Below are 25,075 nucleotides of genomic sequence, written 5' to 3' on the forward strand. Positions count from 1 at the left end.
AGGTGAGTTCCGCTTCTCGCCACCGAGTCTCGAGAAGCGGCGAGGGTCACGGACAGGTGACCGTGAAGGATACGGTTCCGTCGCGCTGCTCGAATCCCTGAAAGTCGTACTCTCCGATCGACGTCTTCTGGGGATCGCGAGGAAGAACCGACACCTCTGGAGACTTGCCGGCAATCACGATCATCCCGTCCTCCGGGCACGACCGTAGCCCATCGGGGATCTCGCCCGTCACGGTGTGTCTCTCGCCGTCCACACGCCCGCATCGCCACGCGAGAGTATCGATCAGCCGCCCGCGAAGGGCGGGAGCACGTCGATGAGCTCGACCCCGTCGAGAGAGCGATCGTCATCGCTGCGCACGCCGTCGACCATCACGGCGCAGCGCGGCAGGATGTCGGCGAGTGCCGGGTGATCGGCGACGACCGCGGCGCGGAGCCCGTCCAACGTGGGCTCGGTGCGCTCCTCGGCATCCGTCCCCGCGGCTTCGGCGGCGGCGGCGAAGTAGCGCACGCGGGTCATGCGGATGCCTCGCCGGGTTCGGACTCGCCGGGTCGCACCCAGTCGCCCGAGCGCCCACCCGACTTGGCGGTGATGCGCACGTCTTCGATCACGACCGAGCGGTCGAGTCCCTTGACCATGTCGACGACCGCGAGCGCCGTGACCGAGACGGCGGTGAGCGCTTCCATCTCGACGCCGGTGCGGTCGGCGGTGCCGACGGTGGCTTCGATCTGCACGCCGTCGTCGACGATCTCGAGGTCGACGCTCGCTCGGTGCACGCCGATCACGTGGGCGAGGGGCAGCAGGGATGCCGTCGACTTCGCGGCCTGGATACCGGCGATGCGGGCGACGGCGATGACGTCGCCCTTCGGGGTGGTGCCGTCACGCAGAGCGGCGACCACGTCGGTGCTGCAGCGCACGAACCCCCGGGCGGTGGCGGTGCGGACGGTCGGCTGCTTGAGAGTGACGTCGACCATGTGCGCGTGACCGGCGGCATCCAGGTGGGTGAAGCTCATTCCACCAGCATGACATCGATCCGATCGCCGACGGCGACGGCTTCCACCTCGGCCGGAACGATCGCGAACGCCTGCGCCCGTGCGAGTCCTCCCGCCAGGTGCGAGCCGGAGCCTCCCGCGGTCGCGGGACGCACGGTGCCGGCGACGAGGTCGACGACGGCCGGAAGGTACTGGCGTCGGCCCGGAGGCGTGGTCCACGCGGCATCCGCGGTCAGCGATGCGAGCGGCCGATGGATCGCGGCCCGCCCCTGCATCGCCAGCAGCGCCGGCCGCACGAACACCTCGAACGACACCGCGACGCTCACCGGGTTGCCGGGCAGGCCGAAGACGAGCGTGCCGGAATCGAGCACGCCGAACGCCTGCGGCTTGCCGGGCTGCATCGACACGCTCGCGAACTCGACCTCGCCGCCGCCGTCGAACGCCCCGCGCACGGGCTCGTAGGCCCCGGCGCTCACACCGCCCGTGAACACGATCACGTCGGCACCGAGGGCCACCGCGTCGGCCGTGACCGCGCGCACGGCATCCGCCTCGTCGGCCACGCGGGCGACCAGTACCACCTCGGCATCCGCCCCACCGACCAACTGTTCGAGGAGCGGGCCGTTCGAATCGGGGATGCGCCCCCGCACGACGGCATCGCCGGGGGCGAGCAGCTCGCTGCCGGTCGACACGACCGCCACGCGCGGCGCGCGGCGCACGGCGACCTCGGCGATCCCGGCGGCGACGGCCGCGGCGATCTGGAACGCGCCGAGCCGTTCGCCGGCGCGCACGACGGGGTCGCCCGTGACGAGATCGGCTCCCCGGCGGCGCACGAACACGCCCGCCTTCGCCGGCGCGCGCAGCACCCGCACCTCGCCGAGAGAGTCGGCGAGACCGCCCGCGGTGTCTTCGAAGGGGACGATCGCGTCGGCGTCGGTCGGCGCCGGCGAACCGGTCATGATGCGGGCAGCCTCGCCGGGGGCGAGCGCCGGGTCGTCCGAGACCCCGGCCGGCAGATCGGCGACGACGCGCAGGGTGACGGGGGCATCGGCGGATGCCGTCGCGACATCCGCGTACCGCACGGCGAAGCCGTCCATCGCGGAGTTGTCGAAGAGCGGGATGTCGTGCGCGGCGGTCGCATCGGCGGCGAGGGCGCGGGCGGAGGCGTCGCGGATCGCGCGGGTCTCGGACGGCAACGGACGCACCGCGTCGAGCACGCGCGCGAGCTGCTCCTCGACCGTGCGGCGGCCCCCGGGTGCGGCGCTCACGCCGTGACCTCCGTCGCGACGCGGGCCGGGCCCGCGGGGCGGATCGCGACCTCGTGCTGCCGCGCCGAGAGGGCGTCGATCACGGCCAGGCGACCCAGCAGCGGGTCGCCGGCACCCGTGACGAGCTTCACGACCTCGCTCGCCAGCATCCCGCCGACCTGCACGCACAGCGCGCCGAGCACGCCGACCTGCGCGCAGCTGGGCGGTTCGCCCTCGGTGCCGATCGGGAAGAGGTCGGCCAGCACGACGGCATCCGATGCGGGTGGGTCCGACCAGAACACCGTCACCTGAGCGTGCCATTCCTGCACGGCGCCCCAGACGAGGGGAACGCCCAGGACTTCGGATGCCGCGGCGACGGCCCGCCGCGTCTCGAAGGAGTCGCTCGTGTCGACGACGATGTCGGCGCCCGCGAGCAGCCTCTCGGCGTTGTCGGGGGAGAGGCGCTCGGAGCTCTGCACGACGGAGGTCTGCGGGGCGAGAGCCGTGATCGCGCGCGCCGCAGAGGCGGTCTTGGGGGTGCCGATGTCGTCGACGCGGTGGGCGAGCTGGCGCTGCAGGTTCGTGAGTTCGACCACGTCGTCGTCGATCACGGTGAGGGTGCCGATGCCGGCCGCGGCCAGCGCGAGCAGGGCGGGCGAGCCGAGGCCGCCGGCGCCGACGACCGCGACGTGCGCGGCGTTGAGGCGACGCTGCCCCTCTTCGCCGATACCGCCGAGCACGGCGTGACGCGCGGTGCGCACGAGCTCGGTCGGGTCGAGGGCCGGTGCGGGGGCGACGAGCGGGTCCATGGGTTCAGGGTATGCCGTGCGCTCGCCGTTCCGGAGGCCCATGAGGGGTCAAGACACGCCGCGACACGTGGCCCGCATCCGGCGTGTTGTGACCCCTCACGGAGAGATCGGTTGCGGGCGAAAGATCTATACTCCGTTTGTGCGGAATCCTGGGTTCGGAATCTCCGCATGTGCGGTAGATTCGTGTCTATGCAGACGTATCGGATCGCACGAGCCGCCCAGCTTCTCGGGGTCAGCGACGATACGGTGCGCCGCTGGGTCGATCAGGGTCTGCTGCCCGTGACCGACTCCACGCCCGCCGAGATCCCCGGCGATGCCCTCGCCGCCCGCGCGCTCGAGCTCGCCGACGAGGCGACCGCGCAGAGCGACTCCCTCTCGAGCGCCCGCAACCGCTTCGTCGGCATCGTCACGCGCGTGCAGATCGAGGGGCTGATGGCGCAGATCGACATCCAGGCCGGGCCCCACCGGGTCGTCTCGCTCATGTCGGCCGAGGCCGCGCGCGACCTGCGGCTCGAGATCGGCTCGCTCGCCACCGCCTCCGCCAAAGCGACCCAGGTCGTCATCGAAGTCCCGAAGGGTTGACCATGCACCGCTCTCTGCGCCGCTCCACCGCCGTCGGCATCGCCGCGCTCGCACTCGCGCTCGCGGGGTGCGCGAACGCGGCGCCCGCCCCATCGTCGACGGAAGCCGCGGCCGACACGCTCGACGGTGAGGTCTCCGTCTACGCCGCGGCCTCGCTGGCGGGCGCTTTCGACGAGATCGCCACGGCGTTCACGGCCGAGCACCCCGACGTGACCGTGGTGCCGGTGTACGACGGCTCCTCCACCCTCGTGACGCAGATCCTCGAAGGCGCCCCGGCCGACGTGTTCGCCTCGGCCGACGAGGCCAACATGGACAAGGCCGGAGATGCCGCCGTCGATCCGGAGCTGTTCGCCTCGAACACCCTCGTGATCGCCGTTCCCGCCGGCAATCCGAAGGGCATCGCCGACCTCGCCGATCTCGCCGATGCGACGACGGTGCTGTGCGCGGCCGAGGTGCCGTGCGGTGCGGCATCCGCGAAGCTCCTCGATGCGGCCGGCGTCACGATCGAGGCCGCGAGCCTCGAGCAGAACGTCACCGCGGTGCTCACGAAGGTCGAGACCGGCGAGGCCGACGCCGGCCTCGTCTACGCCACCGATGTGATCGGCCGTGACGACGTCGAGGGCGTCGTGCCCGAGAACGCCGACGACGTCGTGAACCACTATCCGATCGCCGCCCTCGCGGACGCCCCGAACCCGGATGCCGCGCAGGCCTTCGTCGCCTTCGTGCTGTCGGATGCCGGACAGGCCATCCTCGCGGAGTTCGGATTCGGGAAGCCGTGAGCACCGCCCGCGTGCCGGGGTACGCCCCGCGCGCACTCGCGATCCCCGCGACGATCGGGCTCGTCTTCCTGCTGCTACCGCTGATCGCGCTGATCTCGCGGGTCGAGTGGGCGACGTTCCTCGACGACGTGACCTCGGATGCCGCTCGCTCCGCACTCGTTCTCTCGCTCGGCACGGGACTCGTCGCCACGCTGCTCTGCATCGTCGTCGGTGTGCCGCTCGCCCTGCTCATCGCGCGCTCCGGCCCCCGCGTCGCGGCGGTGCTGCGCGCCGTGGTGACCGTGCCCCTCGTGCTGCCGCCGATGGTCGGCGGTGTCGCGCTCCTCTACCTCTTCGGGCGCGCGGGGTGGCTCGGCGGGCTCGGCCTGTCGTTCAGCACTCCCGCGGTCGTGCTGGCGCAGTCGTTCGTCGCCCTGCCGTTCCTCGTGCTCGCCGTCGAGGGAGCCGTGCGCGCTGCCGGAGTCGATCACGAACGCACCGCCGCCGCCCTCGGTGCCGGACGCTGGACGATCCTGCGCCGGATCACCCTCCCCCTCGCGGCTCCCGGCATCGTCGCGGGCGTCGTGCTGTGCTTCGCCCGGGCGATCGGCGAGTTCGGGGCGACCGCGCTCTTCGCGGGCAACCGGCCGGGGGTCACGCAGACCATGCCGCTGGCGATCTACACCGCGTTCAACGGTGCGGGCGTCTCGCAGGGTGCGGCGGTGGCCCTCGCGCTGCTGCTGCTCGCGACCGCGATCGCGGTGCTCCTGCTCGTGCGGGGCTGGCGGCCGGGAGCGGCGCGATGACGGCGCTGCGGGCGCATGTGATCGTCGAGCGCGAGCACTTCGCGGTCGACGTCGCCCTCGCCGTGGCCGCCGGTGAGACGGTCGCGGTGATGGGCCCGAGCGGCGCAGGGAAGTCGACGCTGCTGCAGGCGCTCGCCGGGCTCGTGCCACTCGGCGGCGGCGAGATCTCCATCGGCGAGCAGGTCGTCGACCGCACCGCCGCGCCCCGCGTGCAGGTCGCCCCCATGCACCGCGGAATCGTGCTGCTCGGACAGGACGCCCGCCTCTTCCCGCACCTCTCCGTGCGCGAGAACGTCGCCTTCGGCCCGCGGTCGGCCGGCGTCGCGGCTCGCCAGGCCCGGGCATCCGCCGATGCCTGGCTGGAACGCGTCGGCCTCCCCGGCGCCGGCGATCGGATGCCGCACGAGCTGTCGGGCGGCGAGAGCCAGCGCGTCGCCGTCGCCCGCGCGCTCGCCGCCTCGCCGCAGGCCGTGTTGCTCGATGAACCGCTCGTCGCCCTCGACCCCGACACGGCGGCCGGCATCCGCCGAATGCTGCGCGCGCAGCTCGCCGGCGTCACGACCGTCGCCGTCACCCACGATGCCGCCGATGCGGTGGCGCTCGCCGACCGGCTGCTCGTCATCGAGGCGGGGCGGGTCACGCAGAGCGGACCGGTGCGTGAGGTGCTCGGCGAGCCGGCATCGGACTTCGTCGCCAGCATCGGCGGGGTGAATCGCCTGGTCGGCGGCGCGGACGGAGCGGACTGGGTGGCCGGCGAGGTGCGACTCGCGAGTGCGGATGCCGCGTCGCGGGCGCTCGCCGCGGTCGACGGGGCCCCGTTGGCCGCCGTGTTCCGCCCGGAGGATGCGCGGCTGGTCGGGGAAGAGGCGGCGGCCGTCGACACCTGGACGGTCACCGTGACGGATCTGGAGCAGACGCTCACCGGAGTGCGCGTGCGGACCGGCCTCGGGGTCGTCGACGTGCCGCTGGCGGATGCCGGGGGGCTCGCGGTCGGGAGCACGGTGCGGGTGAGCGTCGATCCGGCTGCCGTGCGGTTCGTGGCCGTCGACTGATCCGGCGGCGGCATCCGTTCGGCCTGGCCGACCGCCGGGCCCTGGCAATCCCCCGTCGATCGCCGACGCACCCGCCCTGACCGGTATTCCAGCGGCTATTCTCGGAGGATGACGGGGATCGAGGGGGAGCGATGACGGCCGTACCGGTCGTGATCGGCCGCCGACCGCCCGCTGCCGAGTCTCGCGAGCGGGCGGCGGTCGACCCGCGCGGGCTCGTCGACACCCACGGCCGCGTGCACCGCGACCTGCGCATCTCCCTCACCGACCGCTGCTCGCTGCGCTGCACCTACTGCATGCCCGAGCAGGGCAATGAGTGGCTCGCACGCACCAGCATCCTCTCGACCGACGAGATCGTCGAAGTCGCCGAGGTGGCCGCCGCCCTCGGCATCCGCACGTTCCGTCTCACCGGTGGCGAGCCGCTCCTCCGGCCCGACATCGTCGACGTCGTGCGGCGCATCTCGCGCATCCAGGGGGAGGACGGCCCGGTCGAGGTCGCGATGACGACCAACGGGATCAGCCTGGCCCAGAAGCTCCCCGCACTCATCGACGCGGGTCTCACGCGCCTGAACATCAGTATCGACACGATCGACCGGCAGCGCTTCGCCGACCTCACCCGACGCGACCGGCTCGACGACGTGTTCGAGGGCATCGCGGCGGCCGCGGCATCCGAACTGCGACCGCTCAAGCTCAACGCCGTCGCCATGCGCGGCGTCAACGACGACCAGCTCGCCGACCTCGTGGCGTTCGCGATGGGCGTCGGCGCGCAGCTGCGCTTCATCGAGCAGATGCCGCTCGACGCGGGGCACACCTGGGATCGCGCGACGATGGTCACGCGCGAGGAGATCCTCGAAGCCCTCGGTGAGCGGTGGTCGCTCGAGCCGGTTCCCGGACGCGGGGGAGCGCCCGCCGAGAAATGGCGCATCGACGGAGGACCCCACGAGGTGGGCGTCATCGCCTCGGTCACCGCCCCGTTCTGCGGTGCCTGCGACCGCCTGCGGCTCACCGCCGACGGGCAGCTGCGCAACTGCCTCTTCTCGAACGACGAGTACGACCTCACGACGCTGCTGCGGGGCGAAGCATCCGTTCCCGGACAGCGCGACGATCAGATCGCCGATCTGCTGCGGTCCTGCATTCTTGGAAAGCTGCCGGGCCATGCGATCGACGACCCGTCGTTCCTGCAGCCCGCCCGGGGGATGAACGCGATCGGCGGCTGAGCGGGCGGTTCTCCGCGGAGCTATGCGCGGGGCGGGTGGTCCTAACTCAGGAAGAACTCGCCGAAACGCGCCGAAAACGGGCTGGAAGGGGCAATCCGACCGGTTCTTCCTGAGTTAGTGCACGGGCCCGCCGCCGCCTCAGCCCAGGAACTCCCGCGCAGCGGCCGACATCGCGGTGACCCCGACCTCGATCGTCGGGTGGATGACCGGCGCGAAGTACGGCGAGTGGTTGGTGGGGATGTCCTTGTCGAGCGTGCCGCCCGCCATCGCCGCCGCGAACGTCGCCGGGTCGACGCCGCCCCAGAACCAGAACACGAGGGGCGCGCCGGTGTCGCGGGCGAACCAGGAGACGTCCTCACTGCCGGTGAACATGCCGGGATCGACGACGGATGCCTCCCCGAGAACACTCTGCAGCGCTCGGGTGACGCGGGCCGTGGCATCCGCATCGTTGATCGTGGGCGGCAGGGTGTGGTCGGTGCGGATCTCGGGCTCGCGCTCGGCTCCGGATGCCGCGGCCTCGGCGCGCACGATGCGCTCGACGCTCGCGAGCACGCGGTCGCGCATCTCGTCGTTCGGGTATCGCAGGCTGAGCTCGAGCTTCGCCTCGGCGGGGATGATGTTGTTCTTGAGTCCGGCGTGGATCGAGCCCACGGTCACGACGGCGACATCGCGCGGGTCGACCTCGCGCGAGGCGATGGTCTGCAGGCGCATGACGGTGGCCGCGGCCATCACGATCGGGTCGATCGTGGAGTGCGGGCGAGAGCCGTGCCCGCCGCGTCCGTGCAGGGTGACGGTGAGGCCGTCGGATGCCGCCATCTGCGTGCCGGGGCGCACCCCGATCGTGCCGGCGGGCAGCGGGGTGACGTGCTGGCCGAGCACGATGTCGGGCTTCGGGGCGATGTCGAGCAGCCCGTCGTCGAGCATCGCGCGGGAGCCGGCGCCATATTCCTCGGCGGGCTGGATGAGCACGACGAGCGTGCCCGACCACTCGGCGCGCTCGGCGACGAGCTTCTCGACGGCACCGATCATCGCGGTCACGTGCATGTCGTGGCCGCAGGCGTGCATGACGGGCACGGTGTTACCGGCGGGGTCGATGCCGGTCGCGGTGCTCGCGTAGGCGAGGCCGGTCTGCTCGCCCACGGGCAGTGCGTCCATGTCGGCGCGCACCCACACGACCGGGCCGTCGCCGTTGGTCAGGATGCCGACCACGCCCGTCACCCCGACGCCCTCGTGCACCTCGAGTCCGAGGTCGCGCAGGTGGCCGGCGGCGATGCCGGCGGTGCGGGTCTCCTGGAAGGAGAGTTCGGGGTGCTGGTGCAGGTCGACGTAGAGCGCTTCGAGATCGATCGTCATGGCCCGAGCCTATCCGGCGGCGAGCGGGTCGCGCCTGGTGCACCGATCGGTGCAGAACGTCGGGGGTGAGCCTCCAGAACCGGCGTTTCGCACCGATCAGTGCACGGGGTCGCCCGGGTCAGGCGCCCGCGACGTAGGTCTCGAGGGCGGGGCCGGGGCGCAGCACCGCGGTGACGATCGCCTGGATGGCGAAGGCGCTGGTCTCGCCGAGCTCGATGAGGTCGGGGTGCAGCAGCCACTGCAGCTGCAGGCCGTCCATCACGGCGAGGATGCTGGCGGATGCCGCGGCGATCGTGTCGGGTGCGGTGACGCCCTCCTGCGCGCAGAGCTCGTGGAACGCGGCGGTCACCTCGCGGCGGAGGGTCGTGTAGCGCTCCTCGAAGTACTCGCGTCCGGGGTGGTGGTCGGTGACCGACTCCGACGAGAGCACGGTGTACGCCTGCACGATGCCGGGGCGCAGCTCGTTGGCGAACGCGGTGCGCACGAGGTGCAGGAACAGCTCCGGCCCGTCCGGGATGTGCTTCTCGGCGAGGTCGGCCACGTCGGTCTGGTCGCGATAGGCGAGCACTTCGAGCAGCAGCTTCTGCTTCGAGCCGAAGTGGTGGAGCACGCCGGCGTGGGTCATGCCCACCTGTTCGGCGACATCGGCGAGGGTGCCGTTGGTCGATCCCTTGTTGCCGAAGATCTCGACGGCGGCCTGGAGGATCAGCTCGCGCTTGGCGCGGGTCGCCGGGCGCACCCGCGACTTCTCGCTGCTCTCGTTCACGGGACCCCCGTCGTTGGTGTTCAGGCTTGCCATCTTACTCACCAGTAGGTAACCTCACGAAAGCTTACTTTCTCGCCAGTAAGCAAATCACGACGCCGTCGATCGACCGACCGCTCGACGGCAACGCAGCACAATGACCCGTGCCCCCAAGGAGAAGCAATGAAGCTCAGAAGGTCCTTGATCGCCCTCGCGGCGGTCACCGCGCTCGGCACCACCGCGCTCGCCGGATGCTCGTCCGGTGGATCATCGGATGCCGGTGACGGCGCCGGCTCCGCCGCCCTCACGATCGCCAAGCCCGACGGCGCGATCACCACCGAGTCGAACAACCCCTACGTCGGCGACTCCGCCGCCTCGAAGTACGGGTACGGCAAGGTCATCTTCGAGACCCTCGGGCTCGTCAACCAGACCGGCGACCGCGGCGTCACCCCGTGGCTCGCCGAGAGCATCGAGTGGAACGACGACTACACGCAGCTCACGGTCGTGCCGCGCGAGGGCGTCACCTGGAGCGACGGCGAACCCTTCACCGCCGACGACATCGTCTTCACCTACGAGCTCGTCTCGACCCCCGCGCTCGACACCGCCGGCCTGAAGTTCGAGGGGGCGACCGTCGACGGCGACGCCGTGACCCTCACCTTCGGAGAGTCGAAGTACGTCAACCAGGCGCGCGTGCTGCACGTGCCGATCGTGCCGAAGCACATCTGGGAGAACCTCGACGAGCCGGCCACCGACCCGGTCACGGGCGATGACCTCGTGGGCACCGGCCCCTACGTCCTCTCGAACTGGTCGACCGAGTCGGTCACCCTCGAGGCCCGCGACGACTACTGGGGCGGCGACCTCGCCGTGCCCGAGCTGCACTACGTCTCGTACGGCGACAACACCGCGCTGACCACCGCCCTCGCACAGGGCGAGGCGGACTGGGCGCAGGCCTTCATCCCGCAGATCGAGGAGCAGTTCCTCTCGGCCGACCCCGAGCACAACAAGTTCTTCGTCGCCCCGACCACGGGATCGGCGACGCTGTTCATGAACCTGCAGGAGAAGCCGTTCGACGACCCCGCGTTCCGTCAGGCGCTCGCCTGGGTGATCGACCGTGACGCCTACGTCGACATCGCCCGCGAGGGCGCGAGCGAGCCCGTGTGGTCGGTGACCGGTCTGTCGTCGATCCTCGAGGACGAGATCCAGCCCGAGTTCGCGGGCCAGAACTACGAGGTGGATGCCGAGAAGGCGCGCGACCTGTTGGAGGGCGCGGGCTACACGTGGAAGGACGACGCGCTCGTCGACCCCGACGGCACGCCCGTCTCGTTCACGCTCTCGGTGCCCTCGGGCTGGAGCGACTGGAACACCGCGCAGGAGCTCATCGCCGAAGACGTCAAGGAGTCCATCGGCGCCGAGGTCAAGATCGACATGCCCGACTGGGGCGGCTGGGCCGACCCGCGCGACAACGGCACGTTCTCGGCGATCATCCACTGGCTCGAGGACAGCGGCACGGCCTACGGCCTGTACACCTCGACCATGGACCCGCGTTGGATCTCCCCGGAGGGCATCGCCGGCTTCAACTTCGGCCGGTTCGAGGACCCCGCCGCGACCGAGGCGCTGAACACCTACGCGAACGCCTCCTCCGACGAGGAGCGCACCGCATCGCTCGACACGCTGCAGAAGATCTTCGTCGAGCAGGTGCCGGCGATCCCGCTCGGTGCGCACCCGCTGCTGGGCGAGTACAACACGCGCAACTACGTCGGCTGGCCGTCGGAGGAGGACCCCTACGCCTCGGGTGACCCGACGCAGCAGAACATCGTGCAGATCCTCACGAAGCTGAAGCCCGCCAAGTAGCCCTTCGTCTCGCTCCGCTCGCTCAGGGACCGGTCGCCATGCACCGGTTCCTGAGCGAGGAGCGGAGCGACGAGACGAAGGACGCCCCACGAAGGAACCCCCATGCCAGACCCCCTCCTCACCGTGCGCGACTTCTCGGTCGTGTACGACGTCGATCCGCCCGTCGCGGCGGTCAAGAACGTCACCCTCGAACTGCAGCGCGGCGAGATCCTCGGTCTCGCCGGCGAGAGCGGATGCGGCAAGACCACGCTCGCGTACGGCGTGCAGCGTCTCTTGCGGGCGCCGGCCGTGATCACCGGTGGCGACGTCACGTTCCACGACGCATCGGGTGTGGATGTCGACATCAACTCCCTCGACGTCGATGCGATGCAGCGCTTCCGCTGGGACAAGGTGTCGATGGTGTTCCAGGGCGCCATGAACGCCCTGAACCCGGTGGCGACGATCGGGTCGCAGCTCGAGGACGTGTTCGAGATCCACCGCCCCGACATGAACCGCCGCCAGCGCCGGGCCGAGGCCGAGGAGCTGCTCGAGATCGTGAAGGTCGGGCGGCAGCGGGTGCGCTCGTTCCCGCACGAGCTGTCGGGCGGCATGCGCCAGCGCGTGATGATCGCGATGGCGCTCGCGCTGCGTCCGCAGCTGATGGTGATGGACGAGCCGACCACCGCGCTCGACGTTCTGGTGCAGCGCGAGATACTCAAGCAGATCTCGCAGCTGCGGCACGAGTTCGGCTTCTCGGTGATCTTCATCACTCACGATCTGCCGTTGCTGCTCGAGATCAGCGACCGGATCGCGATCATGCGCGAGGGAGAGATCATCGAGCTCGCCACCGCCGAGCAGATCTGGCGGCAGCCGCAGCAGGAGTACACGCGCACGCTGCTGTCGTCGTTCCCCCGGCTCACCGGGGAGAGAGGGGTGCTGGTGCGATGACCACCCTCGAGTTCCAGAACATCACCAAGACCTACACGGTGCGCGGCGCCGGGCAGATCACCGCTCTCGACGACGTGAGCTTCACCCTCGACTCGGGGCGCACGCTCGGCCTCGTCGGTCAGTCGGGCAGCGGAAAGTCGACGATCGCGAAGATCCTCACGCAGCTCGAGACCCCCACGAGCGGTCGGGTGCTGCTCGACGGCGCACCCGTGCCGCGACGCGGCACGGGCCTGCGGCGGTACCGCCAGCAGTTGCGCATGGTCTTCCAGGATCCGTTCGCCTCGCTCAACCCGTACCACTCGATCCGCTACCACCTCGAGCGGCCGATCCGCCTCGACGACGTCGTGCCGAAGAAGGACACCGAAGACGAGGTGCGGCGCCTGCTCGCGCGCGTCCGTCTCGATGCGGATGCCGTGATCGATCGCCGCCCGCACGAGCTGTCGGGCGGCCAGCGCCAGCGCGTCGCGATCGCCCGCGCGCTGGCCTCGCGTCCGTCGATCCTGGTGGCCGACGAACCGGTGTCGATGCTCGACGTCTCGATCCGCCTCGGGGTGCTCACCCTGCTCGCCGACCTCCAGCGCGAAGAGGGGCTCGGCGTGCTCTACATCACGCACGACCTCGCCACCGCGCGCCACTTCAGCGACGAGATCATGGTGCTCAACCAGGGGCGCGTGGTCGAGTACGGCACCGCCGACGACGTCATCCTGAACCCGCAGGACCCCTACACGCGCGAGTTGCGCGCGGCATCCCCCGATCCCGAGAAGCACTTCGCCTCGGCATCCGCGAACGGAGGCGCGCTGTGAGCACCGCATTCCCCCAGCTCGACGACAACGACCTCATCCAGCAGGACGCGCTCGAGGTCGGCACGACCGCGACGACGGCCGAGCGCGGGCGACGCCCGGTCGCCTGGCGCTTCTTCCTCGGGCGCGCGGGCTTCTACCTGTTCACCCTCTGGGCCGCGATCACGATCAACTTCTTCCTGCCGCGCTTCATGAAGGGCGACGCGGTCAGCTCGTACCTCGCGCGCAACCGCAACGTCAGCCCGGAGGCGGCGGAGTCGCTGCGTATCCTTCTCGGCATCGACAGCGACAAGTCGATCTGGCAGCAGTACATCGAGTACTGGGGGATGCTGTTCCGCGGCGACCTCGGCATCTCGACGCTGCACGGGCTGCGGCCGGTGGGCGAGGTGCTCGCCGCCGCCCTGCCGTGGACGCTGGGCCTGGTGGGCCTCGCAACGATCATCTCGTTCCTCATCGGCACCGTCGGTGGCGCGATCGTCGGCTGGAAGCGGGGGAGCAGGCTCGACGCGCTCATCCCGATCACGACCTTCTTCAACACGATCCCGTACTTCTGGCTGGGGCTCATCGCGATCGCGATCTTCTCGTCGACGCTGAAGTGGTTCCCGTCGTCGCACGCCTACGACAAGGGCCAGTCTCCCGAGTGGAGCCTCGACTTCATCGGCCAGGTGATCATGCACGGCACGCTGCCCGCGATGACGATCATCATCGCGTCGCTCGGGGGATGGATGCTCGGCATGCGCAACATGATGCTGACCGTGCTCGACGAGGACTACATCACCGTCGCGCAGGCGAAGGGCATGCCGAACCGGCGCGTGCTGTGGGCATACGCCGCGCGCAACGCGGTGCTGCCGCAGATCCAGAGCTTCGCGCTCTCGATCGGCTTCATCGTCGGCGGCACGATCGTCATGGAGATGGTCTTCAGCTACCCCGGCCTCGGCAAGCTGCTGCTCGACGCCACCAACGCCAAGGACTTCGCTCTCATGCAGGGCGTCTTCCTGGTGATCACGCTCTCGGTGCTCGCGGCCAACATCCTCGCCGATGTCGTCTACGCGTACCTCGACCCGCGCACCCGCCAGACGGAGGCCTGAGATGACCGATACACGCAAGACCTTCTGGTCGCAGCTCTCGCAGGCGTTCGCGATGTTCCGCAACCGCAAGTCGATCGCCGGGCTCATCATCCTCGGCATCTTCGTGCTCATCGCGATCCTCGCCGACTGGATCGCGCCCTACGGCCCGACCCAGAAAGACCGCTCGGCGCTGCGCCAACCGCCGTCGTTCGAGCACTGGCTCGGCACGACGCACATGGGCGAGGACGTGCTCAGCCAGATCATCTTCGGCACCCGCGGCGTCATCGTGGTCGGCTTCCTGTCGGCCGCGATCGCCACGGTCATCGCGATCACGATCGGCGTCATCGCCGGCTACCTGCGCGGCTGGAAGAGCGAGTCGCTGTCGGCGCTGACGAACGTGTTCCTGGTGATCCCCGGCATCCCGCTGATCATCATCATCGCCTCGCAGTTCGACAACCCGCCGATCATCCTCATCGCCGCGGTGCTCGGCCTCACCGGCTGGGCGTGGGGTGCGCGCGTGCTGCGCGCGCAGACGATGTCGCTGCGCAACCGCGACTTCATCCAGGCGGCGCGCGCCAACGGCGAGCCCCTGCGCCGGATCATCACGGTCGAGATGCTGCCGAACCTCATGGCGCTCATCGCGTCGAGCTTCGTCGGCACCGTGACCGCCGCGATCCTGGGCCTGACGACGCTCGCGTTCATCGGGGTGATCCCGGTGAACAACCTCAACTGGGGAACGATCCTGTTCTGGGCCCAGCAGAACGGCGCGTTCCCGCGCCTGTGGTGGTGGTACGTGCCCGCCGGGCTCTGCATCGCGATCATCGGCGTCGCCCTGTCGCTCATCAACTTCGGCATCGACGAGTACGTCAACCCGCGCCTGCGCTCAGCGGGCGAGCGGGCGCGCGCGCTGAAGAAGAAGGGGCTCGACGTGAACGATGCCGTCACGGCGGTGCGCAGCATCCCGATGGCGAACACGGATGCTCCGCCCAGCTCGACCCGAGACGATACGACCACGCAGAACTCCTCGACCATCCTGACCCGGAACGCGAAGTGATGACCTCTCCCACCCTCACCACGGCTCTGCCGTACCAGGACCCCGCCCTCTCGATCGACGAGCGCGTCGCCGACCTCCTCGGGCGCATGACGCTCGAGGAGAAGGTCGGGCAGATGCTGCAGCTCGACGCGCGCGACGATCTCGACGACCACGTCCTGCGCCGTCACGCCGGGTCGATCCTGCACACGTCGCCCGAGCGCATCCTGCGCGCGAACGACCTGACCGCCCAGACCCGCCTGCGCATCCCGCTGCTGGTCGCCGAGGACTGCATCCACGGCCACTCGTTCTGGCCGGGGGCGACGATCTACCCGACCCAGCTCGGCATGGCCGCCTCGTGGGATGCCGAGCTCGTCGAGCGCGTGGCCCGCGCCACCGCCGAGGAGGTCGCTGTCACCGGCATCCACTGGACCTTCTCCCCCGTGCTGTGCATCGCCCGCGATCTGCGCTGGGGCCGAGTCGACGAGTCGTTCGGCGAGGACCCGTTCCTCATCGGCGAGCTCGCCTCGGCGATGGTGCGCGGCTACCAGGGCGACGGTCTCGACGACCCGACCGCGGTGCTCGCGACCGCGAAGCACTTCGCCGGCTACTCCGAGACGCAGGGCGGGCGCGACGCCAGCGAGGCCGACATCTCGCGCCGCAAGCTGCGCTCGTGGTTCCTGCCGCCGTTCGAGCGGGTCGCCCGCGAGGGCTGCCGGGTGTTCATGCTCGGATACCAGACGATGGACGGCATCCCGATCACCACCAACGACTGGCTGCTCACCGACGTGCTGCGCGGCGAGTGGGGGTACACCGGCACCCTGGTCACCGACTGGGACAACGTCGGTCGGATGGTGTGGGAGCAGCACGTGCAGCCCGACTATGCGCACGCCTCGGCCGCCGCGACGCGCGCCGGCAACGACATGATCATGACGACGCCGCGCTTCTTCGAGGGCGCGCTCGAGGCCGTCGAGCGCGGGTTGCTGCCGGCGGATGCCTTCGACGACGCCGCCGCGCGCATCCTCACCCTCAAGTTCGAGCTGGGGCTGTTCGAGGACCCGCGTCTGCCGCGCGATGACCTCGACGAGATCGTCGGCAGCGCCGCGCACGCCGAGTTGAACCTCGAGATCGCGCGCCGGTCGATCGTGCTGCTCGAGAACGACGGCGTGCTGCCGTTGGATGCCGCGGCGCCGACGAAGGTCGCGGTCGTGGGTCCGCTCGCCGAAGACGCGCAGACGCAGCTCGGCGATTGGGCCGGAGGGTCGGGCCAGGCCGGATGGCTCGACGGTCAGCCGCGCGAGATGATCACGACCGTGCTCGACGGGCTCTCGGGTGTCGGGGGCTGGGAGGTCTCGCACGCGCGCGGGGCCGACATCCTCACCCTTGAGGACGACCCGCAGGGAGCGCTGTTCCCCGACGGGCAGCCGCGCCCGCGCATCGTGAAGCCGTGCGCCCCCGATGAGGCGCTGATCGCCGAGGCCGTCGCCGCCGCGGAGGCCGCCGATGTCGTGGTCGCCGTCGTCGGAGACCGCATCGAACTCGTCGGCGAAGGCCGTTCGACCGCCACGCTCGAACTCATCGGCGGGCAGAACGCCCTGCTCGACGCGGTGATCGCTACCGGCAGGCCCGTGGTGGTGGTGCTGATGGCGTCGAAGCCGCTCGTGCTGCCGGCATCCGTCTCGCAGGCCGCCGCCGTGATCTGGGCCGCGAGCCCGGGCATGCAGGGCGGCCGTGCGATCGCCGAGATCATCGCGGGCGAGGTCGAGCCGTCGGGCCGTCTGCCGATCTCGTTCGCCCGGCACGTCGGCCAGCAGCCGACGTACTACAACCAGATCCGCGGGCAGCACGGCGATCGCTACGCCGACCTCACGCAGGCGCCGGCCTGGGGCTTCGGCGAGGGGCTGTCGTACACGACGGTCGCGTATTCGGACCTCGCGCTGGAGCGTTCGTCGCTCGGCCTCGGCGACATCGTCGTCGGGCACGTGACGGTGACGAACACGGGTTCGCGGCCGGTTCGCGAGACGGTGCAGGTCTACGTGCGGGATGCCGTGACGAGCGTCAGCTGGACCGATCGCGAGCTCAAGACCTATCGCCAGGTCGACCTGGCACCCGGTGCGTCTGAACGTGTGCGGGTCGAGGTGCCGGTGGCCGACTGCACGATCGTGGATGCCGCGGGCGTGCGGGTCGTGGAGCCGGGGGAGTTCGCCCTGCTGGTCGGCCCCTCGTCGCGCGAGGAGAAGCTGCTCGGGGCGGGGTTCACGGTGGAATGACGGTCCGGCGGTGGTACGCGCACGGCGGATAACCTGGCGTCGTGCATCGATATCGCGAGATCGCCCGCGACCTCACGATCCAGATCGCCGAGGGCGCATTCGACGCCACCGGGATGCTGCCCTCGGAGGCTCATCTCGCGGCCGACTACGAGGTCTCGCGCGGCACCGTGCGCAACGCGCTCGTGCTCATGGCGCGGCAGGGCGCGATCGCCCCGCGACGCGGTTCGGGCTGGCTGGTGCGCACGACGGTGCAGAGCCAGCGGTTCTCGGAGATGCGGTCGTTCGCGCAGTGGGCATCGAGCCGCGGCATGGAACCCGGCGGGCACGTGCTCACGCAGCAGCGCCGCCCGGCGACCGCGACCGAGGTGCGCCGCTTCCGGGGAGGTCGCGGCATCGGCGAGGTGCTCGAGGTCGTGCGTCTGCGATCGCTGAACGGGCGCGTCGTCATGCTCGAACGAACCGCGTATCCGTCGTGGATCGCCCCGATCATCGAGGAGCTGTCGCCCGACGAGCCGTCCGTGGTCGGTGCGCTGGAATCGCGCGGCGTGCGCATGGTGCACGGCGAGCAGACGATCGATGCGATCGCGGCTCCCAGCGAAGACGCCCGTCTGCTCGACGTGAGGCGTTCGAGTCCGCTCCTGCGCGTGAATCGCGTCAGCTACTCCGCCGACGGTCGTGCGATCGAGGCGGGCGACGACCGCTACCTCCCGGATGTCATGTCGTTCCAGATGCAGGCGTCGCTGCAGGGATACTCGCTCACGCGCGAGCTGGGCTGAGCGGCTCGACCTCGGCCCACGGCATCCGTGGTCCTGGCTGTACAACTGTGCATCGTGGGCTCCCGGATTCGGAGCGGATGCCGCAGCCGTCGCCGTTCGGACGAATCGCGTTCATCGACCGGTCATCTTGCGGCTGTTCTGTCGCTACAGGAGGCGATCACGACCTCCGATGGGCGTCCCGTCGGGGACGCCGACACTGTTCCCGGAAGGATCACGTCAGACATGTCCTCGTCACCTCCCCCCGTGGTGCGCCGTCGTCGGAGCGCGTCCCTGCTCGCCGCACTCGCCGCAGCCGCGGCGCTCCTCGTGTCGCCGCTGCTCGCCGCGTCGCCCGCAACCGCCGCCGCGGCATCCGAGATCACCCTCGAAAGCTCCGACGTCGCCGTCGGGGATACCCTCTCGGTCGCCTACTCGACCGATCGCCCGACGGCCACGAACTGGCTGGCGATCTACCCCGAGTCCCGGCCCGAGCCCTGCGACGCCTGCGGCATGGCCTGGGCGTACGCGCCCGGCGCGACCGGCACCGTGCAGCTGCCTACGAACGACCGTGCGGGCAACCCGCTCGCCGCAGGTAGCTACCGCGTCGAGTACCTCTACAACGACGGCTACTCCCGCGTCAGCGAGCCGGCGACGTTCACCATCGCGGCAGAGCCGGGCACCGGAGAGCCCGGTGAGGGCCCGGAGGTCGACCCGACGAAGCCGATCGACCTGTCGGTCGTACAGCTCAACGTCTGGGGCAAGACCACCGACGCGACGATGCTCGCCGAGATCGGCGCCGACCTGATCTTCGTCGAGGAGGCGCAGAGCGCGGCAGCAGCCGTCGCCCGCGACCTCGGCTTCGACTTCCACTCCACGGGCGGCAGCGCGGGTGTCATCTCGCGCTATCCGATCGTCGACGTGGGCGTCGTCACGACGCCCGGCACCCAGGGCGGATGGACCAAGGCGATCGTGCAGGTGGGCGACACCCAGATCGCCGCGTACGGAGGCCACCTCGAGTACCGCTACTACGCCACCTACCTTCCCCGTGGATACGCGGGCGACGTGCTCGGCTCCGGGTTCCCGACCGAGTGGCGCGGGTGGAACAAGCTGAGCGGTCCCGTGACCGACGTGCCCCAGATCCTCGCGGCGAACGAGGCATCCGGGCGACCGGCATCCGCTGCGGCCCTCACCGCCGACATGGCGAACGAGCGCGAGGCCGGACGCCTCACGATCATGGGCGCCGACATGAACGAGCCGTCGGTGCTCGACTGGACCGAGAGCACGGCGAACCTCTACGACCACAACGGGGTCGTCGCCCCGTGGCAGACCTCCCGCATCCTGCGCGACGGCGGTCTCGTCGACGCGTACCGCGCCGTGTACCCCGACCCCGTGACCCACCCGGGCTTCACGTGGCCGGCCGACACCCCCAACGTCAGCGTCTCGCAGCTCGCCTGGGCGCCCGAGGCCGACGAGCGCGACCGGATCGACTACATCTTCTTCGCGCCGGACGACCGCCTCACCCTGACGGGCACGCGCATCGTCGGACCGAAGGGCGACATCGTGCGCGGCGCCCGCGCCCTGCCCGTCTCGGACGAGGAGATCTTCACCCCGCAGACGCTGTGGACCAGCGACCACAAGGGCCTGCAGTCCGACTTCGTGATCTGCGGCGAGGCCTGCCAGGCGGCGGAGCCCGAGCTCGGCGAGCTCGTCGTCGGCACGCCGTCGATCACCGGCACGGCGACGGTCGGCGCCGAGGTCACCGCGGTGACCGGCGAGTGGACCGCGGGCACCGCCTTCTCGTTCCAGTGGCTGGCGGATGGCGCGGCCATCGAGGGTGCGACCTCGGCCACCTTCTCGATCCCGGCGGACCTCGCAGGTCGTGCGCTCTCCGTGCGCGTCGGCGGGACTCTCGAGGGATACGTCCCGGCCGAGGCGACGAGTGCTGCGGTCACCGTGACCGCTGCGGAGGTGCCCGGTTCGGATGCTCCGGCGGTGGTGCTCGGATCGTCGAGCGTGGTCGCGGGCGGAAGCCTAAAGGTCAGCGGCGCGGGCTTCGCGGCGGGCGCTCAGCTGAAGCTCGAGCTACGCTCCACGCCGGTCGCTCTCGGTACGGTGACCGCGTCGGACGCGGGAGCCTTCTCGACGACCGTCACCATCCCGGCATCCGTTCCGGCCGGAGCGCACACGCTCGTCGTGATCCTGCCGGACGGCACCGAGGTGACCGCCGCCGTCACCGTGACCGCGGCGCCGAGCGCGGGTGCGGATGCCGGTGGCGAGGCGCTCGCGCAGACCGGTGGAGAGATCCTGATGCCGGCGGTGTGGGCCGCGGTTCTGGCGCTGCTGGTCGGCGCGGGGCTGATGGTGCGCCGCCGGATGCGTCAGTCGTAACGGCATCCGTCCCTGGCGCTGAGCCACCCCTCTCAGTGCGAGCCACCCCCTTTCGCGCCGTGCGGAAGGGGGTCGCTCGTTCGTGAAGGGGTGGTTCGGCGGGGTCAGTCCTCGAGCTGGTCGAGGACCAGTTCTCCTCGCGAATTGAGCGACTCCATCAGGCGCTCGATGCGACGGCCGTCGATCGGCGGCAGAGCCGCCTCGTCGAAGGAGAGGACCAGAGGGATGCTCGGATGCATCCAGATGGTCAACCGGCCGGCCGGGTTCTTCGCCTCGGGGAGCCACGTCATCATGAAACTCTCCTGGCGGCGCAATTTCGTGCCGATCACGATCTTCAGATGCGCCAGCGTCCGATCATCGATCTCGATCGGAGGGCGGGCGCTGTTGTACTCCAGGGTTCCCATGGAGCAACCATACGTCCTCACCGGTCGTCTCTCGCAGGTCATCCGTGCGCGCGCAACCCCGGTCGCGCTCGGGTCGGCGCGGGCGTATCGTGCCCGGATGGACGGCATGCCAACGATGGAGAGAACAGAGATCCTGATCGACGGCGTCAGCGCGTACCTCGCCCAGGAACAAGACCTCGACGTGCTCCTGCGGCAGATCGAGACGGCCGCGAGCGGACCCGCGGCGTTCGTCGAGTTCGTCGTCGTGGGGAATCGGCGGGTGAAGGTTCTCATCACCCCGAGCTCCCGCGTCGTGATCTCCACCGAGACGGTGCAGCACGACCCCCGTGACACGGGGAACGACGCCTTTCCCTACGGGGGCCTTTACGACTTCGACCCCGAGCCGCTCGGCTGACGCCGCGTATGGGGTCGCCGTCACTCGCCGATGGTGCGGACGACCCGGGCCGGGGAGCCGAGGGCAATCGTCCCGGCGGGCACGTCTTTGGTGACGATGGAGCCTGCGCCGACGACGGCATCGTCGCCGATGGTGACGCCGGGGAGTACGGTGACGTTCGCGCCCAGCCACACGTTGCGCCCGATGGTGACGGGAGCGGGGAGGAGGTCGGCGCGTCGGCGGGGGTCGATGCCGTGCTGCAGTGTGGCGATCACCACGTTGTGACCGATGAGGCTGTCGTCGCCGATCGTGATCCCGCCCTGATCCTGAAAGCGGCACCCGGAGTTGATGAAGACCCGCTTGCCGATCGAGATGTTCTTGCCGAAGTCCGCGGTGAACGGCGGGAACAGCGTGACCGTGTCATCGACGGGTGTGCCGATCAGCGCACCCAGGAGTTCTCGCACACGGTTGGGCTCGTGGTATCCGGTGTTGAGTTCGCCGGCGATGCGGAGCGCCTCCTGGCTCGTCTCGTGCATCACCGCGTGGCCGGGTGATCCGCCGGGGATGGTCTCCCCGGCGTTCAGGAGGGTGAGGAGGTCGGTGAGGTTCATGCGACCCACCGTAGGTCGCGGCGCGCGAATGAGGGATGCCCTGTCGGTACACGCTCCGATGGGGCGACCTCGCGATGAGGGGGCATGGTACGTCGTGCCGGGGCATCCGTCGAGGGGCGCGGTGAAGTCGCCGCGGGGGCGCACGGTGAGTGCACACCCCACGGAGCCGACGGAGGCGCACCATGTATTTCCACGTGCAGGAATTCATCAACGAGATCGCGGCGGACGAGCCGGATCCCGCAGCGGCGAACGCGCTGCAGGAGGGGCTCGGCGGTCAGTTCGGCGAGATGCGCACCATGATGCAGTACCTGTTCCAGAGCATCAACTTCCGCGGCCCCGACGGCAAGCCGTACAAGGACCTCATCCAGGGGATCGGCACCGAGGAGATCAGCCACGTCGAACTGATCGGCACCACGATCTCCCGGCTCCTCGACGGTTCGCCGAAGTACCAGGGCAAGCCGACCGACCCGGTGGATCAGCCGGGTGCCGGCGGCGCGACGCCGCTGAGCATCGCCGTCGACACCAGCAACATCCACCACTATCTCGTCGGCGCGCAGGGCGCGCTGCCGGTGGATGCCGTGGGCAACCCGTGGTCGGGGAGCTACGTGTACAACTCGGGCAATCTCGTGCTCGACCTGCTCTACAACCTCATGCTCGAATCGACCGGGCGGCTGCAGAAGTGCCGGCTGTACGAGATGACCGACAACAAGACCGCGCGCACGACGATCTCGTACCTCATCGTGCGCGACCAGGCGCACGAGAACGCCTACGCGAAGGCGCTCGAGACCCTCGGTGTGAACTGGCGGACGTCGCTGCCGATCCCGAAGACGAACGCCGAGCAGTTCCCGGAGGTGAAGAAGCTCCTCGACCTCGGTCTGCAGAGCAAGAACTACTCGTTCGACCTCACGGCGCAGTCCGAGGCCGGCAAGATCTTCCAGGGCGCATCGCCGTCGAACGACGGCACCGAGCTCGACGCGAGCGAGCAGGCGCCCGAGGGTTTCCCGATGACCATCTCGCCGGAGCGCCCCGAGGAGTTCTCACCGGGCGCCGACGACGAGCTGCGCAAGCTCACCGAGGCGACCGCGGCGATGGAGATGGCCGACATCGATGCGACGTTCGGGCGGATGACGTAACTAAGAGGGAAGACGTCGACTCGAAAGCCAGTCGGTGGATGCTTGCTCGAGCAGGGCCGCGAGGTTGGCGAGTCCGGGGTCGGCGCGATCGGAGGCGCGCGTGACGAGGTGGATGCTGCGGGTGACGGGTGCGTCGAGTTCGAGCAGCTTGACGCCGGCGGGCGTCGCGGCGACGGTAAGGGCGGGGACGAGAGCCACCCCCACTCCGGCAGCGACGAGCTCGAGCTGCACGGCGAAGTCCATCGACTCAGCGACGATCCGCGGACGGAAGCCGGCGAGGCCGCAGGCACGTTCCATCATGTCGAAGCACGATACGTCTGATGTGGGCGCGATCCACGCCGCGGACGCGTAGTCGGAGAGCGTGGCAGTGGCCGCCGCTGAGTGCGCTGGGGCGCTCACTGCCAGCCACACGGGTTCGCTGCCGAGGAATCGGACGTCCACACTGCTCGGAAGATCGCGGGGCACGTTGGAGTAGGAGTGCACCACGGCGAGGTCGACGTCTCCGGCGGCGAGCGCACTGATGGAAACGCTGGGCTCGGCCGTCGTGAGGTGAACATCCAATGCGGAACCGGCATCCGACAACAGTGTTCGATACGCGTCGGCGACAAGGGTTCGCGCGGCGGAGGGGAAGGCGGACAGCGTGTAGCGCCCCACAGTTCCCGCTCTCAGAGCATCCACCTCGAGTTCCGCGAGTGAGAGCCGACCCAGGATGTCGTGCCCGTGGTTCGCGAGTGCTGAACCCGCGGCGGTCAACGTCAGCCGGCGTCCCTGTCGGCGGGTCAGCGCGATCCCCAGCTCCTTCTCGAGAGCGGTGATCTGCATGGAGACGCCCGGTGCGCTGAGGTGAACTTCCTCGGCAACGGCCGCGATCGTGCCGAGGCGTTGCAGAGCGGCGAGCAATCGAAGCTTGCGAACATCAATCATTTTATTAGTAAGTCTTGTTTAGGTGATTAGTCACAGATCGTCAGTAGTGCTTAACGTGCGATTTTGGCACGCTGACAGCATGAGAGTCAACAGAGCACTCCTCGCGGGACTATTCGTCGTCGTTCTCTGGGCGTCGGCGTTCCCGGCGATCCGAGTTGCCGCGCCCGCGCTGGGCGTCATCGGGCTGTCGTTCGCACGGTTGGCAGTAGCTGCGGTCGCTCTTCTGATCGTCGCGGTGGTTGTGAAGGCGCGATTTCCGAGGCGCGAGGATCTCGGCTGGATCGCGGCATGCGGATTCTTCGGCGTGGCCGTGTACCAGTTGCTGTTGAACTGGGGGGAGCTCTACGTCCCTGCGGGCACAGCGAGCATCATCGTCGCGGCGGCGCCGCTCGTTTCCGTCGTGGTCGCCCGTGTTCTGTTCTCCGAACGAATCTCGCCCGTCACGGTCGTCGGCAGCGTCATCGCTCTCGCCGGAGTAGCCCTCGTGTGTCTTGCGCGTGCAGGCGTATCTCTCTCCGCTGCGGTCTGGATCGTCGTCGCCGCGATAGTCGTGCAGGGCATCTATCATCCGTTGCAGCGTCCGTTGCTGAAGAGGTACACCAGTATCGAGGTCGCTTGTTACGCGATGATCGCCGGCACGATCATGACGCTTCCCCTCGTGCCGTTCGATATCGACGCGCTTCTCACGGGGGGACTCGCGCCGTGGCTTGCGGCGATCTATCTCGGTCTGCTGCCGTCCGCGGCGGGGTTCGTCCTCTGGGCCTATGCCGTCGCCCGGATGCCTGTTGCCGTGTCGACATCCCTTCTGTACCTGGTACCTCCCGTCGCGGTGCTCATCGCCTGGGTGTGGCTCGGCGAGCTGCCCATCCTGTCCGAGTTGCTGGGGGGCTTGGTCGTCATCGCGGGAGTGATCACCATCTCCCAGGTGCCGCGGATACTTGCACGTACGAAAGCCCGTCGAGAAGTCCGCGGCTCGATCGCGGCCGAATAAGG

At 69.9% G+C, this 25,075-nt stretch carries 26 protein-coding genes; 16 read left to right on the forward strand and 10 right to left on the reverse strand.

The window, feature by feature from the left end; genetic code table 11:
- Nucleotides 1-46: 46 nt before the first annotated feature.
- The 5 genes from ACZ5Y9_RS03385 to ACZ5Y9_RS03405 are packed head-to-tail and all read right to left on the reverse strand — an operon-like array spanning nt 47 to nt 3,042.
- Entirely contained in the window at nt 47-232 is a 186-nt protein-coding gene (locus tag ACZ5Y9_RS03385) for a hypothetical protein (protein WP_247623710.1), read from the reverse strand.
- 50 nt (nt 233-282) lie between these two features.
- Complete coding sequence (locus ACZ5Y9_RS03390) at nt 283-516, reverse strand: MoaD/ThiS family protein (protein ID WP_464472284.1); 234 nt, start codon at nt 514-516, stop codon at nt 283-285.
- Entirely contained in the window at nt 513-1,010 is a 498-nt protein-coding gene (gene moaC, locus ACZ5Y9_RS03395) for a cyclic pyranopterin monophosphate synthase MoaC (RefSeq protein ID WP_464472285.1), read from the reverse strand. Before moaC ends, ACZ5Y9_RS03390 begins: the two co-directional genes overlap by 4 nt.
- Nucleotides 1,007-2,254, reverse strand: a complete 1,248-nt coding sequence (locus ACZ5Y9_RS03400) for a molybdopterin molybdotransferase MoeA (RefSeq protein ID WP_247623707.1) — start codon at nt 2,252-2,254, stop codon at nt 1,007-1,009. Before ACZ5Y9_RS03400 ends, moaC begins: the two co-directional genes overlap by 4 nt.
- Entirely contained in the window at nt 2,251-3,042 is a 792-nt protein-coding gene (locus ACZ5Y9_RS03405) for a HesA/MoeB/ThiF family protein (RefSeq protein WP_247623706.1), read from the reverse strand. The genes ACZ5Y9_RS03400 and ACZ5Y9_RS03405 overlap by 4 nt, the downstream gene beginning before the upstream one ends.
- Before the next feature lie 189 nt (nt 3,043-3,231).
- Here ACZ5Y9_RS03405 and ACZ5Y9_RS03410 point away from each other — a divergent pair, with 189 nt between their 5' ends.
- From ACZ5Y9_RS03410 to moaA, 5 genes are all read left to right on the forward strand, one after another.
- Nucleotides 3,232-3,624: a TOBE domain-containing protein gene (locus ACZ5Y9_RS03410; RefSeq protein ID WP_247623705.1), complete on the forward strand. Its 393-nt coding sequence runs from the start codon at nt 3,232-3,234 to the stop codon at nt 3,622-3,624.
- Nucleotides 3,625-3,626: 2 nt separating this feature from the next.
- Nucleotides 3,627-4,403 (forward strand): molybdate ABC transporter substrate-binding protein, encoded by a 777-nt coding sequence (gene modA, locus ACZ5Y9_RS03415; RefSeq protein WP_464472286.1) that lies wholly within the window; start codon nt 3,627-3,629, stop codon nt 4,401-4,403.
- Nucleotides 4,400-5,188: a molybdate ABC transporter permease subunit gene (gene modB / locus ACZ5Y9_RS03420; RefSeq protein WP_464472287.1), complete on the forward strand. Its 789-nt coding sequence runs from the start codon at nt 4,400-4,402 to the stop codon at nt 5,186-5,188. Before modA ends, modB begins: the two co-directional genes overlap by 4 nt.
- Nucleotides 5,185-6,240, forward strand: coding sequence for an ABC transporter ATP-binding protein (locus ACZ5Y9_RS03425; RefSeq protein ID WP_464472288.1), 1,056 nt, complete (start codon nt 5,185-5,187; stop codon nt 6,238-6,240). The genes modB and ACZ5Y9_RS03425 overlap by 4 nt, the downstream gene beginning before the upstream one ends.
- 131 nt (nt 6,241-6,371) lie before the next feature.
- Entirely contained in the window at nt 6,372-7,454 is a 1,083-nt protein-coding gene (gene moaA, locus ACZ5Y9_RS03430) for a GTP 3',8-cyclase MoaA (protein ID WP_464472289.1), read from the forward strand.
- 138 nt (nt 7,455-7,592) lie between these two features.
- Here the strand turns inward: moaA and ACZ5Y9_RS03435 are convergent, their stop codons facing one another.
- Complete coding sequence (locus ACZ5Y9_RS03435; protein WP_464472290.1) at nt 7,593-8,807, reverse strand: amidohydrolase; 1,215 nt, start codon at nt 8,805-8,807, stop codon at nt 7,593-7,595.
- Nucleotides 8,808-8,925: 118 nt separating this feature from the next.
- Nucleotides 8,926-9,606 (reverse strand): TetR/AcrR family transcriptional regulator, encoded by a 681-nt coding sequence (locus tag ACZ5Y9_RS03440; protein ID WP_247624736.1) that lies wholly within the window; start codon nt 9,604-9,606, stop codon nt 8,926-8,928.
- Nucleotides 9,607-9,732: 126 nt separating this feature from the next.
- Here ACZ5Y9_RS03440 and ACZ5Y9_RS03445 point away from each other — a divergent pair, with 126 nt between their 5' ends.
- The 8 genes from ACZ5Y9_RS03445 (at nt 9,733) to ACZ5Y9_RS03480 (ending at nt 20,637) form a co-directional block, all read left to right on the forward strand.
- Entirely contained in the window at nt 9,733-11,400 is a 1,668-nt protein-coding gene (locus tag ACZ5Y9_RS03445) for an ABC transporter substrate-binding protein (protein ID WP_464472291.1), read from the forward strand.
- A 102-nt stretch (nt 11,401-11,502) separates the two neighbouring features.
- Nucleotides 11,503-12,327, forward strand: coding sequence for an ABC transporter ATP-binding protein (locus ACZ5Y9_RS03450; RefSeq protein ID WP_247633129.1), 825 nt, complete (start codon nt 11,503-11,505; stop codon nt 12,325-12,327).
- Nucleotides 12,324-13,130 (forward strand): ABC transporter ATP-binding protein, encoded by an 807-nt coding sequence (locus tag ACZ5Y9_RS03455; RefSeq protein WP_336641151.1) that lies wholly within the window; start codon nt 12,324-12,326, stop codon nt 13,128-13,130. Before ACZ5Y9_RS03450 ends, ACZ5Y9_RS03455 begins: the two co-directional genes overlap by 4 nt.
- Nucleotides 13,127-14,215, forward strand: a complete 1,089-nt coding sequence (locus ACZ5Y9_RS03460) for an ABC transporter permease (protein ID WP_247633127.1) — start codon at nt 13,127-13,129, stop codon at nt 14,213-14,215. Before ACZ5Y9_RS03455 ends, ACZ5Y9_RS03460 begins: the two co-directional genes overlap by 4 nt.
- A gap of 1 nt (nt 14,216) precedes the next feature.
- On the forward strand, nt 14,217-15,248 hold the full coding sequence (locus tag ACZ5Y9_RS03465; RefSeq protein WP_464472292.1) for an ABC transporter permease: 1,032 nt from the start codon (nt 14,217-14,219) through the stop codon (nt 15,246-15,248).
- On the forward strand, nt 15,248-17,494 hold the full coding sequence (locus ACZ5Y9_RS03470; RefSeq protein ID WP_464472293.1) for an exo-beta-d-1,3/1,6-glucosidase: 2,247 nt from the start codon (nt 15,248-15,250) through the stop codon (nt 17,492-17,494). Before ACZ5Y9_RS03465 ends, ACZ5Y9_RS03470 begins: the two co-directional genes overlap by 1 nt.
- 41 nt (nt 17,495-17,535) lie before the next feature.
- Nucleotides 17,536-18,270 carry a GntR family transcriptional regulator gene (locus ACZ5Y9_RS03475; RefSeq protein WP_464472294.1) on the forward strand — a complete coding sequence of 245 codons (735 nt, stop codon included), beginning with the start codon at nt 17,536-17,538 and terminating at the stop codon, nt 18,268-18,270.
- 222 nt (nt 18,271-18,492) lie between these two features.
- Nucleotides 18,493-20,637 (forward strand): endonuclease/exonuclease/phosphatase family protein, encoded by a 2,145-nt coding sequence (locus ACZ5Y9_RS03480; protein WP_464472295.1) that lies wholly within the window; start codon nt 18,493-18,495, stop codon nt 20,635-20,637.
- Between the two features lie 104 nt (nt 20,638-20,741).
- Here ACZ5Y9_RS03480 and ACZ5Y9_RS03485 read toward each other — a convergent pair whose 3' ends face one another.
- Nucleotides 20,742-21,041, reverse strand: coding sequence for a DUF7882 family protein (locus tag ACZ5Y9_RS03485; protein ID WP_464472296.1), 300 nt, complete (start codon nt 21,039-21,041; stop codon nt 20,742-20,744).
- A gap of 97 nt (nt 21,042-21,138) precedes the next feature.
- Between ACZ5Y9_RS03485 and ACZ5Y9_RS03490 the strand changes: the two genes are divergently transcribed.
- Nucleotides 21,139-21,435, forward strand: a complete 297-nt coding sequence (locus tag ACZ5Y9_RS03490) for a hypothetical protein (protein ID WP_464472297.1) — start codon at nt 21,139-21,141, stop codon at nt 21,433-21,435.
- A 20-nt stretch (nt 21,436-21,455) separates the two neighbouring features.
- Here the strand turns inward: ACZ5Y9_RS03490 and ACZ5Y9_RS03495 are convergent, their stop codons facing one another.
- Nucleotides 21,456-22,025 carry a sugar O-acetyltransferase gene (locus tag ACZ5Y9_RS03495; protein ID WP_247633120.1) on the reverse strand — a complete coding sequence of 190 codons (570 nt, stop codon included), beginning with the start codon at nt 22,023-22,025 and terminating at the stop codon, nt 21,456-21,458.
- A gap of 182 nt (nt 22,026-22,207) precedes the next feature.
- On the opposite strand from ACZ5Y9_RS03495, the gene ACZ5Y9_RS03500 reads away from it, so the two are divergent.
- Complete coding sequence (locus tag ACZ5Y9_RS03500; RefSeq protein ID WP_464472298.1) at nt 22,208-23,158, forward strand: manganese catalase family protein; 951 nt, start codon at nt 22,208-22,210, stop codon at nt 23,156-23,158.
- Here ACZ5Y9_RS03500 and ACZ5Y9_RS03505 read toward each other — a convergent pair whose 3' ends face one another.
- Nucleotides 23,159-24,082, reverse strand: a complete 924-nt coding sequence (locus tag ACZ5Y9_RS03505; RefSeq protein ID WP_247957509.1) for a LysR substrate-binding domain-containing protein — start codon at nt 24,080-24,082, stop codon at nt 23,159-23,161.
- A gap of 79 nt (nt 24,083-24,161) precedes the next feature.
- Here ACZ5Y9_RS03505 and ACZ5Y9_RS03510 point away from each other — a divergent pair, with 79 nt between their 5' ends.
- Complete coding sequence (locus tag ACZ5Y9_RS03510) at nt 24,162-25,073, forward strand: DMT family transporter (RefSeq protein WP_464472299.1); 912 nt, start codon at nt 24,162-24,164, stop codon at nt 25,071-25,073.
- Nucleotides 25,074-25,075: the final 2 nt, after the last annotated feature.

It is taken from the genome of Microbacterium sp. T3-8 (assembly GCF_055398145.1).